Source organism: Cytophagales bacterium, assembly GCA_033344775.1.
Lineage (GTDB): Bacteria > Bacteroidota > Bacteroidia > Cytophagales > Cyclobacteriaceae > JAWPMT01.
Genome location: JAWPMT010000005.1, coordinates 1472527 through 1489963, shown reverse-complemented (window position 1 = coordinate 1489963; position 17437 = coordinate 1472527). Strand labels below are relative to the sequence as shown.

The window sequence follows — 17437 nt, the reverse complement described above, 5'->3', positions numbered from 1 at the left end:
GGGATGAACGCATGCTCACTCCCATATTATTCAACCAGGTGAACACTACTAATCATTGGCTGTAGGTGGTTCGGAAGTAGTTTCTGGTTGCTTTTTCTTCTTCCTGATCAATCCAGGCAGAAAGGCCAGCATAGTAAATATAGACCCCACTGCCACACAAAGCAGCATCAAAATGGATTTCGATAATTCCGCTTCAAACCCCAGAAAAGCAATACAAGTCGGCTCCGCATTCTGAACTGAAAAAATGACGAGTAGTAAGGTAACGATTAGTATAAATATGATCCTGAGTGATTTCATTTGATCGAGATTAAAGGTGAAAATGATTTGCACCTGCTAAAGGTCAAGAACCGTACAACCTCGATCCGATGAAAAAACGTCCCTCAGCGCGTCATTTCGGAATTTTTGGCTTTAGACTTTTTGGAAAGGCCAAAAATATCCGTAATCTCATTTGCCGCGCTGGTGAGATTCCCGACCAAATGTGCCTTTATGAGAATTTAACACACATTTTTCGAGAATGACGTTTTTTCTTTTCGTCGAATTCACGTGTTCACAACAACCTGAAGCCACAATGTACCAAAACAGCCATTCAGCATGAAACTCCCTCTGCTAGATTTTTAATAAAACTGTGGTGGAAATTCCACACCTGGGGAGAGAGACCCACAATTAAAACCATTCAAAACGCCCTTCAGGCCTTTATTCGAGCTTGGATCGGTTTTTTCACTATAGTAGATGAATCAAACGATGAAATATTATGGAAAACTTAGGATATTATAAACCATACAAAGGAACACAGCCATACGGAGGTCGCAAAAGGCCTGACATTGTTAGTCTCGTGCTAGGTTTATTGATCACCTTGATCATCAGTGGCTTTGCAACAAGCTGTGTCTCCACTCAAAAATATAATGCTGCAGTAGAAGCGAAAGATACGGCAGAAACCCAATTGGCTCAATTGAAAGTCGATCAGACCTTTCAGGAATATGATCACGCAAGTGAGCTCTATGAAAAGCAAAACGACATTTATAGTAAAGAGCAAGCCTTGTTTGAAAAAGCCAAACGCATGGACTCGCTACGAAGAATTTTAACCCTCCAGAAGCGCGCCTTGAACGATGCCAACCGGGTGGTATCCGCTTTATCTGACCAGGAATGGCAAGTAGACGAAATCAATGGGCTCCTGAAGTTAGACCTGGATGCTAATCTGATGTTCCCGCTGAACAGTGCTGAATTAACCGGCAATGGCAAGGCCTTATTATCCAAACTGGCACATTCCATTGATAGCCTGAATCAGGAAGTCAACGTACGCATTGTTGGCCATACCGATAGTCAACCGTTTGACCATCCCAGCTATGATAATTGGGACCTGAGTGCAGATCGATCTTTGGCCGTAGTTAGAGCATTACAGCAAGAAGGAATCGACCCGACCTTGATAAGCTCGGTAGCCAAAGGACCTTATGATCCCATGGCGGACAATGAATCAGAAAAGGGACGTATGCTCAACAGACGCGTAGAAGTCCAGCTAGTACCAGTAGGTGTACTCGATGAAACCATTAGTGAATTATTAAGCAACAAATCATGATTAAGAACATAGTAGTACCCTTTGATTTTTCGAAAGCAAGTTTTCAGGCTTTAGCTTTCACCAGCAAACTCGCGATGAAGTTCAAAGCCAAGGTTCACCTGGTAGCCATCCAGGACCCTGGAATAGGCGCTCCTTCGACGAATACACATGACAATGTATTGGGTGCCTTAGCGCCGGTGCAGTACAACCTGGAATTGGCTGAAGAGAACGAAATGAAGGAGAAGCTCATCCACATCATGCGTGAACAGGTATTTCCGACCATCCAGGGAAAAATCTCATTCATCTTCAAAGACTTTTATAACGCCTTTGAACACTTCACAACAGAAAACAAAGTGGACCTGGTGGTCGTCGGTGCAGAAAAAGAAGATTCCTTTTGGGAACATTTCACCGGAAGCCTGACGCAGGACCTGATCCAGAATACGAACATTCCCCTGCTCAATATTGGAAAGGAGCAAAGTATTGAAATGACTGATGTTTTGATCTTCACTGATCTAAGCACCGAAATTCCTGAAAGACTATTGCAAGTCAGTCGATTATTCCAACACGAAGGAGCCAGACTTCATCTGGCCAACGTAATCGAATCTGAGCTCCTCACCAAAGAAGAAGTGACCGACAAACTGGTTGAGTATGCCTGGGCCAATCAACTGGGTCGCCCCAAGTATCACGTGAAGAAAAATGCGGACTTCATGGAAGGATTTCATGAAATCGTTCAGGAAACCAATCCGGACATGATCCTGATGAAGACCTATGATAAATCGGCTTTCCGGTCATTTTTCGAAGGCAGACTTGCACAAAAAGTCATGCAACAGTTCGATGTGCCGGTGTTAGTCGAGAAAGTTTAACATAACCCCCAATCCCATTGCTAAATATATTCAGAAATAAACCTACCCCATCAGAACAGCTACCTACTGATCGTCCTAAGGAAGTCAAGCAAATCCTGGACGAGCAGGTAGAAGCAAGCCTGAAAGAATTCAACAAATCAAATCAGGGACTCCTGATCAGTGCGTTCTCGGCAGGCTTGGAAGTGGGCTTCAGTTTGTTGCTCATGGGCACGATCTTTACCTTGTTCGCCGATCAGATGTCAACCGAGACTTTGCGCCTGAGTTTGGCCTTGTGCTACCCGATAGGTTTTATTTTCGTGATCATCGGCCGTTCCGAACTCTTTACCGAGCATACCGCACTGGCCATTTTACCCGTTTTGAAAGGGTCAGTAAAAGTCAAAGAATTATTGATCCTTTGGGCATTAGTGTATATAGGAAACTTACTTGGTGGCTATGTCTTTAGCTTACTTATTGTGAGCATTGGTCCCGATGTGGGATTTCTGAGTCTAGACTCCCTGCACCATTTCGCCGAGGAGCTTACCCACCATCAATGGCATACGATTTTGATCAGTGCGTTGCTTGCGGGCTGGATGATGGGATTACTTGGCTGGCTGGTCACCTCTTCTCAGGAAACCATTAGCCGGATTTTTGTCGTGATTTTGGTAACAGCCATCATCGGTATGGCAGGGCTGCATCATTGCATCGTAGGGTCCATTGAGGTGTTTTCCGGAATGATCACCAGTGAGGACATCACCCTGATGCACTATCTAAAATTCCAACTTTGGGCCACGCTAGGAAATGTGATTGGTGGAGCGGTCTTTGTTGCCCTCCTGAAATACAGTCACGTACGGTTCGCAGATGGATAGACAAAGGATATCCCCTTTTAAAGCCTGTGATTAACAAGAAATTGAACTACTTTACCCTACGATAATTAAATAAGATGAAAGCGCTCATAGTCGACGATGAAGACGATATAGGTTTCATGGTTTCCCGGTTTCTTCAAAAAGAAGGCATTGCCACAGATGTGTCAAATCGCATCAATGATGCCCGTAAACAGTTGAACCAGAAAGACTATGACCTTTACATTCTTGACATCAACTTACCCGACGGCACTGGTTTCGACCTGATTCCAACCATTCATGAGCAAAATGACCCCTACAATATCGTCATGATCAGCGCGCACGATGGACCAGAAGAAGCGCGTAAGCTGGACGAATTTCAAGTCGATGCATTCATCAAAAAACCATTCACTAAAAACGAAGTTATCCAGGTAGTCCAAGGATTCAAATCATGAGTAAGGCCCACATTCTGGTCATTGATGATGAGGCAGACATCTGTCTTTTATTGAATAAATTTTTCACCAAGAAAGGCTATGAAGTTACCACCGCTCAGGAAGGTAAGGAAGCCGAGAAAATATTAAAAAAGCAGACCTTCGAAGTTGTCATCTGTGACTTCAAGTTGCCGGATTATGACGGACTGGAATTGCTCGAGAAAATAAAAATCATCCAACCTCGATCCAGGGTGATCATCATTACGGGTTACTCCGACGTACGTATTGCCGTCCAAACCCTGAAGAAAGGCGCATTCGATTATGTGACCAAGCCACTTTATCCTGATGAAATCCATCTGACCGTACAGAATGCCTTGGAGCAAACGGAATCTGCTGTAGGCGACACGAAAACCAAAGCAAGCCAAAAAGTCACCAAGCAACCGGATTCCACATTTGTCTGGGGCGAGAGTAGTCAAAGTCAGGTTTTACAAAAGCATATTGCGCTCATTGCTCCCACCGACTTATCGGTGTTGATCCTTGGAGAAACAGGAACAGGCAAGGAATATGCGGCCAGGGCCATTCACGATAAAAGCAAGAGAAACAATCAACCTTTTGTCGCGGTAGATTGTGGTGCACTACCCAACGAGCTCGCCGGTAGTGAGTTATTTGGACACGTCAAAGGTGCATTCACCGGGGCCGTATCCGATAAGAAAGGATGTTTCGAACTGGCCCATGGAGGTACGCTCTTTCTGGATGAGATCGGAAACCTCAGCTATGATAATCAGATCAAGCTACTTCGCGTACTCCAGGACCACAAGATCAAACGGCTGGGCAGCGAAACAGAACAAAACGTGGATGTCCGTATCATTGCCGCCACTAACGAAGACCTGAGTACAGGCATGGACGAAGATGAATTTCGGGAGGATCTTTTTCATCGCGTCAATGAATTCAGGATTGATTTAGCACCCTTACGCAAAAGAAAAGCGGATATTCCAGCTTTTGCACAGCATTTTTTAACAAAAGCCAATGCTAGAATTGGACGGGAAGTGGTCGGTTTTGATGACTCAGTACTCGATCTTTTCAAAGAAAAACCCTGGCATGGTAACCTCAGGGAACTGGACAATGTGATCAAAAGAGCGGTTTTATTAACAGAAGGTGCACAGATCAAGATGGAGGTTCTTCCTCCCGAACTGATCCAGGCAACGCAAGATGCTCAGGAAGTCATGACCACCGAATTTCCGACCACCCTGAGAGCTGTGGTTGAAAAAGCTGAAAAACAGGCCATTCTGGCTACCCTACAACACACCGGCAACAACAAATCAGAAACAGCCAAATTACTTGACGTAGACCGCAAGACCCTTTACAACAAACTAAATCAATACGAAATCGAGCATTAACATGAGTAATCTGGGCCCGATCAATGATCAGGAAGAATTCCTACGAAGTATCCTGAACTCCTCTTTTGACGGGATCATGACCTTCAAATCCGTTCGCGATGAACGGCAACAAATCGTCGATTTTGAATGGCTATTTGTCAATCAGGAAGCTTGCCAAATGGTAGGCCGGCCCTCACAGGAACTACTTGGGCAAAAACTCCTGGAATTATTTCCAGGTAATAAGGAGGCAGGCCTATTTGATCGTTACCGGGAAGTAACTGAGACAGGGAAGCCAGCAACCTTCGAACAGTTCTATCCAGGTGAAAATCTTAACCGGTGGTTCCGCATATCAACTGTCAAGCTAGAAGATGGTTTTACCGTGACTTTTCAGGACATTTCAGATCTCAAAAAGGCCACAGAAGAGGCCGCGGTAAGAGATAAGCAATATCAGCGTCTTTTTGATGAGTCCATCGACCCTATTTTGCTACTTGGTCAGGATGGCACTTTTAGAGAAGCCAATCAGGCCTTTCAAACGGTCTTTCACTTTTCTGAGGAAGCACTTCCAAACGTTTCGATGAAGCGGATGACGGCAAAGGTTGAGCAAGGAGATGCCTTTTGGCGAGACATGGTTCAGCAAAAACGCATTGAAGACCGGGAATTGTTCATTCTGGATGCACAAGGAAACAAAAAGACCTGCTTCATCAACGCTGTGGCCATCCCTACGGAACGAGATGAAGACCTGCTCTACCTATTGGTCATCCGTGACGTTACCAAAAGAAACCAGTCGGAGAAAGCCCTGGTTCGCGCTGAAAAACTCTCGTTAACCGGAAAGATTGCGAGGACCATCGCTCATGAAGTGCGTAATCCGCTGACCAACCTGAACCTGGCCCTTGGGCAGTTAAAAGACGAGATCCCCTCTGATGTAGAAGATGCCGACTTGTACCTGGACATGATCAGCCGGAATGCCGATAGAATTGGCAATCTGATCAATGACCTCCTCAACTCCGCAAAACCAAAAGCGTTGCAACTGGCCGAAGGTGAAGTCACCCAAGTTGTCAATGAAGCCGTGGCACTCATACAGGATCGATTGCAACTCAAAAACATGCGGCTCGAATTATCAATGACCGAGGAGATCCCCAAAATTCAGCTTGATCATGAACAGCTAAAAGTGGCTTTCCTTAACCTGTTCGTGAATGCCCTGGAAGCCATGCAATCGGAAACAGGTGTGCTCACGATTGCCGGTAAAACCTCGATAGATCAGGTGATCATTTCCGTAAAAGACAATGGCAAAGGCATCCCCGCCGATCAAATCAATAAACTTTTTGATCCCTACTTCACCGAAAAACGAGATGGTACCGGCTTAGGGCTATTGGCTGTACAAAACATCATTCACGGTCATCGGGGCTACATCGAAGTGGATAGCGAACCTGGTGAGGGTACCACGTTTTCTATTTATCTGCCTTTGCGGTAAGTCCGTACTTACTGCGGATTTTCTTTTCAATAGTATAAAGACTTTGGTTTCGTAAGAATCAGAGCAAGTTGTTATGGATGTTTTGCTTCCTAGCTGAAGGTGAGACCATTCATTGTTGACCTGTGGAAAATCTACACAGCTTGAGGCATTACCTCCCCACGAAAACACCACAAAACACCCAGATTCCGCTCTATTCCTACTTGGCACCCTTTTTTCACTTAAGAGGCTGAAATCAATTAGAATCAAAATATGAATAACATAGAAACGTCAAATAAGCAATATGCTAAGAAAATCACTGCAGTAAAGCTTGGATACACGCGCCTCGAAACGGCAGAATTGGTGGAAGGCTTGAATAAGCTATTGGCGAATTACAGTGTCCACTATCAGAAACTGAGAAACTTCCACTGGAATGTAAAAGGTCCTGACTTCTTCGATATCCACGAGCAGTTCGAAAAGCAATACAACGATGCCAAAGTAGCCATTGATGACATTGCCGAAAGAATCCGGGTCTTTGGTCAGACTCCTTTGAGTACGATGAGAGAGTTCCTTGAAAACTCCGACATTCATGAGAGCCCTACGGACCTTTCTTCTATCGAGATGGTCAGTGAAGTCTTAAGAGACTATGAAATGCTGTTAGAGCAAATGTTCCATGTCATCGAAAAAGCGCTAGAGCATGGTGATAGCGGAACAGAAGACATGGTGAAAGGATTCGTGAAGACCATTGAAAAGAACCACTGGATGTTCACAGCATTTTCTCAAAAGTCATAAATACGACCCATTACCCCCTCTAAATTACTAATTCCCCCTTTTAAGGGGGGCAGGGGGATTTTAGCTTAAATCGAAATCCAATTTTTCAATATTAAATACATTGATCATGAATACCATTTTAAAAACCCTTTTTACTTTTCTCGCAGGTGCAATCATTGGTTCAATCACGGCGCTTTTGACAGCACCCCGAAGTGGCAAGGATACACGAAAGAAAATCGTAACCGACATCAATACGCAAAAAGAGAAATTGGAAGAAGCAGCAACCAAAAAGCTGGAAGAAGCCAAGGAAATCCTAAATAAGAGCATTGAGACTTCTCAGGAAGCTTCGAAAAAGCAGATCGACAAAGTCGCTGAAAGTCTCAAAGTATCCGACAACTAAGATGAAATGTGTATTGATCTAAGGGAGCGTTTACCAACCTGCCAGTTGGGCGGGTTGGCATTTTTTAGGACGCTCTCTGATTATCCCCAATCCTCCAACTCTTAAGGAAAAACCGTATGGACTTCAATATCTCAAGAGCAATAGACATCTTATTAGCAAAGATCACCACCTGGTTAGAAGAGCTGATCAGTATGCTTCCTAACCTTCTGGTTGCTGTTGTGGTCTTATTATTTTCCTACTTCGTAGCACGGATCATCAAAAGAGTCAGCCTAAAACTGTTCGATCGTTTCTCCGAAAAAGAAGCCATCAACAACTTGTTTGCAACCATCATTTACCTGATCGTTATAGGCATGGGGCTGGTGATGGCACTCAATGTACTTCACCTGGATCGTACCGTTTCCTCGCTGCTGGCCGGTGCAGGAATCATCGGTCTGGCCCTTGGTTTCGCCTTCCAGGACATTACAGCAAATTTTATCAGTGGTATCCTCCTGGCATTTAGAAAACCAATTCAAATTGGAGACATTGTGCAGGTTCAGGATTTCATGGGTGAAGTGGAGAAGATTGATTTACGAGTGACCATGATCAAGACATTCCAGGGGCTTCATGTGATCATTCCAAACAAAGATGTCCTTCAATCACCTGTCACCAATTTCACCAAGACGTATGAAAGGAGAATTGACTTGGAAGTTGGAGTTTCTTATGCAGAGGACCTGGATCAGGTGGAAGAAGTTGCCATTGAAGCAGTGTCTCAGTTACCCTACCTACTGCCCGATAAGGAGGTGGAATTGTTCTACAAAGAGTTCGGAGATAGCAGTATCAATTTTGTGATGATGGTCTGGATCCACTATCCAGATGAACCAGGTTATCTGAAGGGAAGAAGCGATGTGATCAAGTCGATCAAAAAGGCTTTTGATACCAATGATATCACCATACCATTCCCTATTCGCACCTTGGATTTTGGTATAAAGGGTGGTCAATCGCTCCATCAACAAATGGTTACCCGTAAGGACAACCACACTACCTTAAGTATCAACTAGCCCTGGAGAACGCTCAAAGTCCAATAGCTAGTACTAAACCTGTCATAACTATGACTCATCGACATAATACCCATCATTCTTGCGGATACGCTTCTTTTAGAAAAATAGTAACTCTCTACAAAATCAAATTTGACATGAAATTCCCTATCCTTTTGATCATGACTGTCATCCTCTTCGGATGCCTGGACAAAGATCCTAATCGAGACACCTATAGCGAACAAGTCCTTGAGGAAAACGAGATAACACAGGACCTTAAGCCCAGTGATTATGTGAGAACCGATTCCGTGTACGTTCCCATTTACTCTAATATTTACAGCCGTTCAAAAGAAATGAGCTTCTTGTTGACCGCCACCTTGAGCATCCGAAACACAAGCTTCAGCGATACGCTTTACATCAACTCCATTGACTACTACAATACCGAAGGTGACCTGGTAAACAGATATCTGGAGCAGCCTATCTTTCTCAAACCCATGGCCTCCATTGACTATGTAGTGGATGAGGAAGATGATTCCGGTGGAAGTGGTGCTAATTTTATCGTAGTTTGGGGTAGCCAGTCATCAACCACGCAACCCATTATCCAGGCCGTAATGATCTCTACCAATGGCCAGCAAGGCGTGGCATTTACTACGGAAGGGAAGTCTTTATCAGATTAAGGAATCGTTCATTGCCCTTTTCCAATCACTGAACCTCCCAAACCCAGCGCTCATCGACATTTCAATAACTTCGATAATCTGGGTATTTCATTTGCTTTTTAGGAGTACGAATTATTCCATAGCTGGTTGAAAAAGGGAGGAGTACTGTATGTGCTTCTCCTTACTTTTGATGTCTCACCATGTCCCACATTTACATGAAGGCACTGCTCACTTTCGCGATCATATTCACCAGTTTGACCACTCAGGCATTCTCAGAGAATGTAATCGAGGATATTCCAACGGAAGATATCACGGTTTGTCAGGTGCCGATCGCGGTAAACCAGGCTTCTATTTCTCAACAGGCACTTGAATTTTTCTCAACATTAGGGTCCACCAGTGAATGGCCGCCTAGATGGTATTGTGGAGAGTGGTCCACCTTTCACGGCTGGTTCTACATCATCAGTGATTTCCTCATTTGGTTGGCTTACTTCGCCATACCCCTCACCCTGTTCTATTTCATTCGCAAAAGCAATCAAAGACTTCCCTTTCAAGGAGTTTTCTCATTGTTTATCCTATTCATCGCAGCCTGTGGTATCACCCATTTGATAGAAGTAGTGATATTCTGGGTACCTATCTACAAGATCAGTACGATAGCCAAATTTGGAACAGCGCTAGTATCTGTGGGTACGGTTTTCGCACTAGTCCGAGTCACTCCAAGTGCACTGCAACTCAAAAGTCCCGCCCAACTAGAAGCAGAAATCCAAAGACGAAAAGAAGCGGAACAGGAACTTTTGAAACTCAACGCCGAACTAGAACGCAAGAATGCCAGCTTGGAAGCCACCCAAAAAGTTGCTGGTATTGGTCATTGGGATTTTGATCTTGAAACACAAAAACTGTTTTGGTCTGACGAAATCTTTAGAATTCACGAACTCGAAACATCAAATCCACCAGGTGTTTCGGACGCACTTAATTTCTATCATGATGATTACAAAAATCAAATAACTGAAGCTTTTCAAAAAGCCATTGAACAGGGAATTACTTACGACCTGGAATTGAAGATGGTCACCGCCAAAGGGCGTGAAATTTGGGTGAGAGCAATCGGAGAACCTGTAGCTGATGAAAACGGAAAGATCTATAAAGTTCAGGGGCTTTTTCAGGATGTTGACCTTCGTAGAAAACGTGAAATCGAAATTGAGTCGCTTAACCATGAACTGGAAAAGCGAGTAATGGCCAGAACCAGTGAACTGGAATCCGCAAATGAAGAATTAGAACAACTCACTACCATTGCAACACACGATTTGAAATCTCCACTCGCCAACATTGAAGGCTATCTGCTTTATACGAAAGATCATATCTCCGAAGACAATCCAAAAGTCAATGAATCTATTGAGTGGATGAGTAAATCTATAACAGAGGCAAAAAGTAAAATCAGTAACCTGGTCCGAGTCAGTAAATTCAGAAATGAATCCATCAAGGAGAAGGAAGTAATTCTCGTGGATCAAGTCCTTTCAAAACTCATAGAAACTGCCATACCAGGAATAGACAAGAATCATATCCAAATCAATCTGGAAGATGCCCCCAACATTTGGTTTCCACGATCAGATTTTGAGAGTGTATTTCAGAACCTCTTAACCAACGCGGTAAAATATCAGTCCGATAAAAGGCCGCTTGAGATCAGTATCAAAGCCAAAATCGAAAAGGAATGGACTATCATCACTTTTTCAGATAATGGACTGGGCATAGATCTTGAATTACAAAAAGATAAACTCTTCAAAATGTTTCAACGATTCCATGACCATCGGGAAGGAGATGGATTAGGCCTTTACCTGGTTAAGAAGATATTGCTTCGGAATGGTGCAGACATTGAACTAGAAAGCCAAATTGACCAGGGAACCACCTTCCACCTTAAATTTCCAAATGATGAAGATTGATAGAATTCTGCTCGTTGACGACAATGAAGCTTCGAATTTCCTTGCACGAAGTATTCTGCAAGACATGGACCTGGCTGCACATGTTGATACAGCAAAAAATGGCGAAGAGGCAACTCATAAACTTGAGGAAAATACACCTGATCTATTGTTTTTAGATATGAAAATGCCTGTGATGGATGGTTTTCAATTCCTTGAAAGGAACAACCAACTACCTGATAGCATTCAAGTCATCTCATTGACCACTAACCTGACACCTCCGGAATTAGCTAGGCTAAAAGATTATGGCGTGCGACACTTCATGGAAAAGCCCATTACCAGACCAAAGGTAGAAGCACTTATAGGCAAGATTTCAGGATAATTTTTGTAGCTCCTCCGTAATCTGCTCCAATACCTTTTGAAGCAGAGTAATAATTGCTGTTAGTTCCCGTTCTAATACCTCCTCATCCATGTGAACCACTTGATCTTCTATGGCTACTAAGCGGTTATGAACAGTTTGAAAACCCAAATCACGTGTATGAGATCCCAGGGTATGTACGTGCCTCACAATTTCCTCTCGCTCCAAGGCACTGACAGAATTGTCAGCAAAAATTTCAAGACGATCGCGAATATCACCTTCATAGATGCCAAGCATATTTTTAACAAATGCCGTTCCCAGATCATGAGAATGTAAAAAGTCCAGATTGATCTTTTCAGTTAAGTCTTCCAAGGTTGATTTCGTTTAACGACGATTTTTAGCATCTAAGCCTTCTATCTAAGCGCTTGTAGAGAAAGTTATACAATAAGTTTCAATACGAATATTCTTGCGGCACTATCAGTTTAAGAGAGAATTATGAATACATCCATTGCCCTTGAAGATAAGAGAGCGCTTAAGTGGCCTGAAATTTACAGTCTTGGCGCACTAAACGCTGCTGTAGTGATCAGTTGGATTGCTTACCACGAATATCAACCCGTCCTGGTTGAAAAATTCAACTTCCAGGGTCTCGTACAGTTTATGATTGCGTCCAAGGCGATCATCCTCGTTGTAATCCCACCCCTGGCAGGTTGGTTAGCTGATCAAATACTCAAGAAGAACGGCAAATACTTCACGGTTTTCACCGTAGGGATCAGCGCCACAGCCATGATATTCATGATTGTAGCCTCGTTGATCGGAGCAGGCCCTTTAGAATCCGTCAGAGCTGTTCTTCCGGTGATGATCGTTTTATGGCTCATTGCAATGAACCTGTTTGTGAGTCCCGCTAATTCCATGATTGAAGCGTTTGCCCCAGCTCAAAAGCTCCCGATCGTAGTAGGCTTCTTATTCTTGGTTACTGAGCTGATCTATGCCCTGGAGCCTGTTATTGTGGCATTAGTTCGCTTTTTTGGCGATACAATAACCTTTGTTGTTGGTGGTATTTTAATTTCAGTAACCGGTTATATTTTCCACAGGGTTTCATCTAATGAAGTGATGCAAAGAAAGAAGGAATTGGTAGAGCAACCTGCTGTAAAAACCAGTGCCATGGGCTACCTGGCTATTGTCATGGTTGGACTACAACTAGGTATTGGCAAAGCTTTTTTGGTTGAGTTCTTCCCCCATCGCATGGATGAGAAGTTTGTTGAATTCGCAGCATATTCAGATTATGTGGCGCTGGGCCTTCTAGCATTGGCCGCGATACTGGCTTTCGCCGTTAGTAAAAAGGTGGCGAAGGCCAAAGCTGATCAAGTCATCACTTACGCTACACTTGGACTTATCCCTGGGGTCCTATTGATCATCATGGGATCATCCATTGCCTTATATATTCTTGGTGGCATAATTACGGCTGTTGCATTTAGTGTACTCAATGTAAGTGGCTTACCTTTCGCAATCAAAAATTTATCTATTCGCCATATCACTTATGGTGTAGGAGTTTTTATCGGGGCTTCAGAGCTTTTCACAGGTCTGTTTGATTACTTTCTTCACTAAATTTTCCAGCAATTAGTCCATCACGGGAATGATTTGTATTAATTTCATTCCCGATGAATTGTATTGTGATCGACGATGATCCTGCTTATTGTGAGCTATTAAGTGGGATCATTGGCAAAATCCCCAACCTAACTTTAGTAGAAACCTATCAGGACCCTATTTCTGGGTTAGAAGGCATTAGACAGGAGCAGCCAGACTTAATCTTCTTAGACGTAGAAATGCCTGAACTCAATGGGTTCGAAATGATTGAGACTATTCCAATCGAACAGCGTCCCATGATTATTCTGATCACCTCTAACAAAGCTTACGGCCCGGAAGCATTCGAAGTAGAAGCGTTAGACTATCTGGTAAAACCACTCAACATCCAGAAAGTACTGAAAGCCGTGGGAAAGGCTAGAGATAAAATGACCAGTTCTAATGCCGTTTCAAGCATCTTCATCAAGGTAGATAGCCAACTCAGAAATGTACCATTGTCATCAATTAATTATATAGAGGCCTATGGTGATTTCTTAAAAGTTCACTTGGCAGATGGCATGCTTCTATCCTCATCTTCAATGAAAGACGTTGAAAAGGAATTGCCCACCAACCAGTTTTTTAGAATTCACCGATCATACATTGTAAGGATAGATGCCATTCAAAACATCGAACAGAATAATCTCGAAATTGATGATGCAGCCTTACCGATTGGTCAAAGAAGGAAAAAAGACCTATTGGAATTGATCAAACAAATTTGATACTGATCATAGAAACTGGCTACCTCTGTGAATTTGCCTTCTACTTTCACCAAGTTGTTTAATTAAGACGGATCTATGTGATCGGTCACCAAATTCGATCATCTTCTCATAACTCTTTAGCAGTGAGTTCTCCTGTGCCCTGCAGAACATGACTAGTTGCTCATCTGATAAGTCTTTCACTATATCATCGGCTTGTTGAGAAGCAGGGTATAGTGTAACAAAGAGGCTATTCTTTATGGATGAAAACGTTTTAGAGGAAACAACCGTCGACATAATTTCATTGGATTGTCGTTCCTTCAGGGATAAACACTTACCCAAATAGTCATTGATATCTCTATCTGTGGCCTTAAACCAGCATTTCTCATAGATAGCGATGACCAGCGCCAGGTTACCAATTAGCTCTTCCTGATCGGTAAGCACTAAATTGATCTTCTGGTCCCAGAGAATAGTTGTTTCTTGTTGTGTTGCTATCGATAATTCACTCATAGAGTGAAATTACCGGACTCCAGTACAGCAAATTGACATTCTCTGTAAACGCAAGGGTTCTTCCCGTGAACTAAGCAAAATACGGATTAAGTGATAATCACTAGGATTAATTTATTCAGCGTTCATCGGCCTTGTTTTTGCACTCGTCGATCTTGGCAGATGCCGCTCAAGAAAATTTGGAAGTTGCAGAACAACGGGAATTGAAAGAAAGTCAGGAAGGTGAGGCGCTGGCTTTGATTGGAAAAGAAGATCAAGACTACAAGTAGTCTTGAACCTGTCTCCCAGCGCGGTGATGATGCTACTGAAAAAGAAAGAGCAACACAGCAATATCACATTTCAGCATGAGTCCTCGATGGCATCAAATAAGAGCCATGTCCATTTATCACTCAGATACAAAAACTAGTAACTCACGGTAAAGAATGTAGCGTCTATCGAAAAATGCTGTAGCAGATGCCAACCAAGATGATATTCGAAATTCTAAAGGTCCACGATAGAAACGCATATGAAGTTCAAAGAATTAAAAGCAGAATTCTCAATCAAAGAAATAGTAGAATTTGCCGTCATCATTGGCGGTATCATTTTGGGTATTTATATGTGAAAAACCCTTCGTTATTACCCTTATCAGAAATTTAGCAAGTTACTGCCTGAGAGCAGCACGCAAATATTCCAATGTCTGGAATCAGTCTAATTGATTTTGATCAATTTACTATCTTCTACCACCCAAGAATTGGCAATGCGTACGACTCCACCCATCCAAAGGGATGATATCTCAGAATATCGAATCTTTAGAAGAGAATTTAAGACAAAAAAGCATTGATATCATCAATGAAGCGTATCGTTTCTTAAAAACTTAATTTGACCTATATCGACCTGACCCCCTTCTACGACCAGCTACCACAATTAGATGACGAAAACCCCTGAGAACAACTGCAGAAAAGATACAAGAACTAAGATCACAGAGGTAAAAGAGCAAATTAGCTGGCTTGACTTACTGCATAACTCTGCTAATTGTAAAAAATGAGATTCAAACGCACCATAGAAAGAGCAACAAATCTCTATCTGTTCAGACTTTCATCTATGAATCTTGCTCTTCAAAATTGATTACGCTTTCAAAGAAGGGAATGAAATGCACTTCTTCATGATAGCGCACTTATTCTCCTTTTCTCATCGTTCAACCAGCGATTCTCTTAGTTTATAGATAAAGTGATATTCAAAATTCGATTAGTCCTATTCTTACCCTGATTTTGACAGATCATAGCTAAGACAAAAAGTGTGACCGACACAAGTAGTGTCCGTCTATTCATTGACAAATTGAATTTGACCAATACACATGAAATACGTTTTTGGGTTGCTGTTATTCAGCCTTGCGAATTATCAGAGTTTATCACAATGTCCAACATCAGGTAATATTGCTTCAAATTGCACCACTAGTGGCAATTTGACTATCACTTCAAACACGCTTACCGCTCAGTCTGGAGTGACTGTTACCGTCACGGGGACATTAACTATCAGAGGAGGTAGCACCTTAAACGCTACTGGAGCTACATTCAATCTCGGTGGCCTTAGCGAAACCTACGGCAGCTTAAACACCATTTCCGGTGGTACCTATCAAACGGCTTCTTTCCAGACAGGCGGAGGTGGAAACTTCACGCTTTCAAATGCACAAATACAATTGAATAGTGCCACAAACATTGCCATCGCAGGAAGCAACGTTCAAATCTCCGGTACAACTTTCACCAACGTAGCCAATTGGACAACTAACGTTAATGCCATTAGCCTCAGCGAAACGAACATCAGTGCGAGCGGCAATATTCAGTTGGAAGATGTAACGGTCAGTAATAGCACATTCAACGCATCTGGTTCATTCAGTACTGCCAACGGTTCAAATAGTCTGAGTAACAGTAATGTGAATGCTGGCACTTCAGTCTCTCTACGCAATACGCAATTTTCAGATGGGTCGATGGATGCTGGAGGAACGTTATCGATTCAATCAGGAAATGTTTCCATTTCAAATTCCACAGTTCGCTCTGGGTTTAATAATGCAGGTACAAATGACGCAGTAGCACTCAACATGAACGGCGGAGGTGTGCTCACATTATTGAATAATACACAAATGTCCGTTAGAGGTTCGGTGATCAATAATGAATGGTACATCGACAATTCTGATGTGGTCATTACCGGGGATTTCGACAATGCCGGCTCTGAAATCTTGGAAGTCCGAAACGGTGGAACCATACAGGTACAGGGTGATTTTGATAACTCCGGTAGTGGAAATGTATCTGCAGATGATGGTGGTTCGGTTCAGGTTGATGGAGATTACAACAATTCTGGTGGAGGTAGCACCGATGTAGACGGAGGAACAGTAATTGTTGGCGGAAGTTATGCTGGTGATGAGCCTACTGGAGATACAGGCACTTGTTCTGGTGGAAGTGGTGGCTGTAGCGGAAGTAATTGTAGTACACTTCCTATTGTACTAGCCGAATTCAATGTGAAGATCGAAAACAACCAAGTGATCATAAACTGGGTCACCGCCCAGGAAATTTCCAACGACTACTTCACTATCACACGATCAATGGACGGCATCATGTTTGACGAAATAGCACGTATCTCTGGTGCAGGAACTACAGGCACACCGCAGCAGTACTCCTATGTAGATCCCTTTCCACTGAATCAGAAGGCTTTTTATCAGTTAACACAAACAGATTACGATGGTACCAGTGAGTCATTTGAAATCGTCTTAATTGAATCAACCTCTACCTTTGAATCACCTAAAGTATTTCCTAATCCAATTCAACAGGGGAATGCTTTCTCAGTTACCAATTTGGCCTTTGGCGCAAGCTGGGAGTTGAGAAACTTACGCGGCCAATTGCTCCTTCGAGGAAAATCAGAACCTGGACAGGCCATTTCAACAGGGAACTTATCGAAGGGAACCTATCTATTGAAGTTTCCAGATAGCCCTCAAAATCCTTTAAAAGTGCTAATACAATAAGCTGACAGTCTTCATCTATATCAGACTATCA

At 42.9% G+C, this 17437-nt stretch carries 19 protein-coding genes; 16 read left to right on the top strand and 3 right to left on the bottom strand.

The window, feature by feature from the left end; all coding sequences use genetic code 11:
• Window positions 1-48 precede the first annotated feature (48 nt).
• Complete coding sequence (locus R8G66_23910; protein ID MDW3195443.1) at window positions 49-297, bottom strand: hypothetical protein; 249 nt, start codon at window positions 295-297, stop codon at window positions 49-51.
• Between the two features lie 454 nt (window positions 298-751).
• Here R8G66_23910 and R8G66_23905 point away from each other — a divergent pair, with 454 nt between their 5' ends.
• The 12 genes from R8G66_23905 (at window position 752) to R8G66_23850 (ending at window position 11616) form a co-directional block, all read left to right on the top strand.
• Complete coding sequence (locus tag R8G66_23905; GenBank protein MDW3195442.1) at window positions 752-1573, top strand: OmpA family protein; 822 nt, start codon at window positions 752-754, stop codon at window positions 1571-1573.
• Window positions 1570-2415 (top strand): universal stress protein, encoded by an 846-nt coding sequence (locus R8G66_23900; GenBank protein MDW3195441.1) that lies wholly within the window; start codon window positions 1570-1572, stop codon window positions 2413-2415. Before R8G66_23905 ends, R8G66_23900 begins: the two co-directional genes overlap by 4 nt.
• Before the next feature lie 17 nt (window positions 2416-2432).
• On the top strand, window positions 2433-3260 hold the full coding sequence (locus R8G66_23895) for a formate/nitrite transporter family protein (GenBank protein MDW3195440.1): 828 nt from the start codon (window positions 2433-2435) through the stop codon (window positions 3258-3260).
• Window positions 3261-3334: 74 nt separating this feature from the next.
• On the top strand, window positions 3335-3688 hold the full coding sequence (locus tag R8G66_23890; GenBank protein ID MDW3195439.1) for a response regulator: 354 nt from the start codon (window positions 3335-3337) through the stop codon (window positions 3686-3688).
• Window positions 3685-5061 (top strand): sigma-54 dependent transcriptional regulator, encoded by a 1377-nt coding sequence (locus tag R8G66_23885; GenBank protein MDW3195438.1) that lies wholly within the window; start codon window positions 3685-3687, stop codon window positions 5059-5061. Before R8G66_23890 ends, R8G66_23885 begins: the two co-directional genes overlap by 4 nt.
• 1 nt (window position 5062) lies before the next feature.
• Window positions 5063-6511, top strand: coding sequence for a PAS domain-containing protein (locus R8G66_23880; protein MDW3195437.1), 1449 nt, complete (start codon window positions 5063-5065; stop codon window positions 6509-6511).
• A gap of 249 nt (window positions 6512-6760) precedes the next feature.
• Window positions 6761-7279, top strand: coding sequence for a DNA starvation/stationary phase protection protein (locus R8G66_23875; protein ID MDW3195436.1), 519 nt, complete (start codon window positions 6761-6763; stop codon window positions 7277-7279).
• A 106-nt stretch (window positions 7280-7385) separates the two neighbouring features.
• Window positions 7386-7658, top strand: a complete 273-nt coding sequence (locus tag R8G66_23870) for a YtxH domain-containing protein (protein MDW3195435.1) — start codon at window positions 7386-7388, stop codon at window positions 7656-7658.
• A gap of 116 nt (window positions 7659-7774) precedes the next feature.
• A complete protein-coding gene (locus R8G66_23865) occupies window positions 7775-8695 on the top strand; it encodes a mechanosensitive ion channel family protein (GenBank protein MDW3195434.1) in 921 nt (306 codons plus the stop codon).
• A 134-nt stretch (window positions 8696-8829) separates the two neighbouring features.
• Entirely contained in the window at window positions 8830-9348 is a 519-nt protein-coding gene (locus R8G66_23860; protein MDW3195433.1) for a DUF3124 domain-containing protein, read from the top strand.
• A gap of 179 nt (window positions 9349-9527) precedes the next feature.
• Entirely contained in the window at window positions 9528-11258 is a 1731-nt protein-coding gene (locus R8G66_23855; GenBank protein ID MDW3195432.1) for an ATP-binding protein, read from the top strand.
• Complete coding sequence (locus R8G66_23850) at window positions 11245-11616, top strand: response regulator (GenBank protein ID MDW3195431.1); 372 nt, start codon at window positions 11245-11247, stop codon at window positions 11614-11616. Before R8G66_23855 ends, R8G66_23850 begins: the two co-directional genes overlap by 14 nt.
• On the opposite strand, the gene R8G66_23845 is transcribed toward R8G66_23850, so the two are convergent.
• The gene (locus R8G66_23845) at window positions 11608-11964 is read right to left on the bottom strand and encodes a hypothetical protein (GenBank protein MDW3195430.1); all 357 of its coding nucleotides are present in this window, start codon (window positions 11962-11964) and stop codon (window positions 11608-11610) included. The genes R8G66_23850 and R8G66_23845 overlap by 9 nt on opposite strands.
• 123 nt (window positions 11965-12087) lie before the next feature.
• Here R8G66_23845 and R8G66_23840 point away from each other — a divergent pair, with 123 nt between their 5' ends.
• A complete protein-coding gene (locus R8G66_23840) occupies window positions 12088-13197 on the top strand; it encodes a hypothetical protein (GenBank protein MDW3195429.1) in 1110 nt (369 codons plus the stop codon).
• A gap of 53 nt (window positions 13198-13250) precedes the next feature.
• The gene (locus R8G66_23835) at window positions 13251-13931 is read left to right on the top strand and encodes a LytTR family DNA-binding domain-containing protein (protein MDW3195428.1); all 681 of its coding nucleotides are present in this window, start codon (window positions 13251-13253) and stop codon (window positions 13929-13931) included.
• A 6-nt stretch (window positions 13932-13937) separates the two neighbouring features.
• Here the strand turns inward: R8G66_23835 and R8G66_23830 are convergent, their stop codons facing one another.
• Window positions 13938-14417 carry a hypothetical protein gene (locus tag R8G66_23830; protein ID MDW3195427.1) on the bottom strand — a complete coding sequence of 160 codons (480 nt, stop codon included), beginning with the start codon at window positions 14415-14417 and terminating at the stop codon, window positions 13938-13940.
• A 137-nt stretch (window positions 14418-14554) separates the two neighbouring features.
• Here R8G66_23830 and R8G66_23825 point away from each other — a divergent pair, with 137 nt between their 5' ends.
• Both R8G66_23825 and R8G66_23820 read left to right on the top strand, forming a co-directional pair.
• Window positions 14555-14683 (top strand): hypothetical protein, encoded by a 129-nt coding sequence (locus tag R8G66_23825; GenBank protein MDW3195426.1) that lies wholly within the window; start codon window positions 14555-14557, stop codon window positions 14681-14683.
• Window positions 14684-15747: 1064 nt separating this feature from the next.
• Window positions 15748-17406 (top strand): T9SS type A sorting domain-containing protein, encoded by a 1659-nt coding sequence (locus tag R8G66_23820; GenBank protein MDW3195425.1) that lies wholly within the window; start codon window positions 15748-15750, stop codon window positions 17404-17406.
• The last annotated feature ends 31 nt before the right edge of the window (window positions 17407-17437 follow it).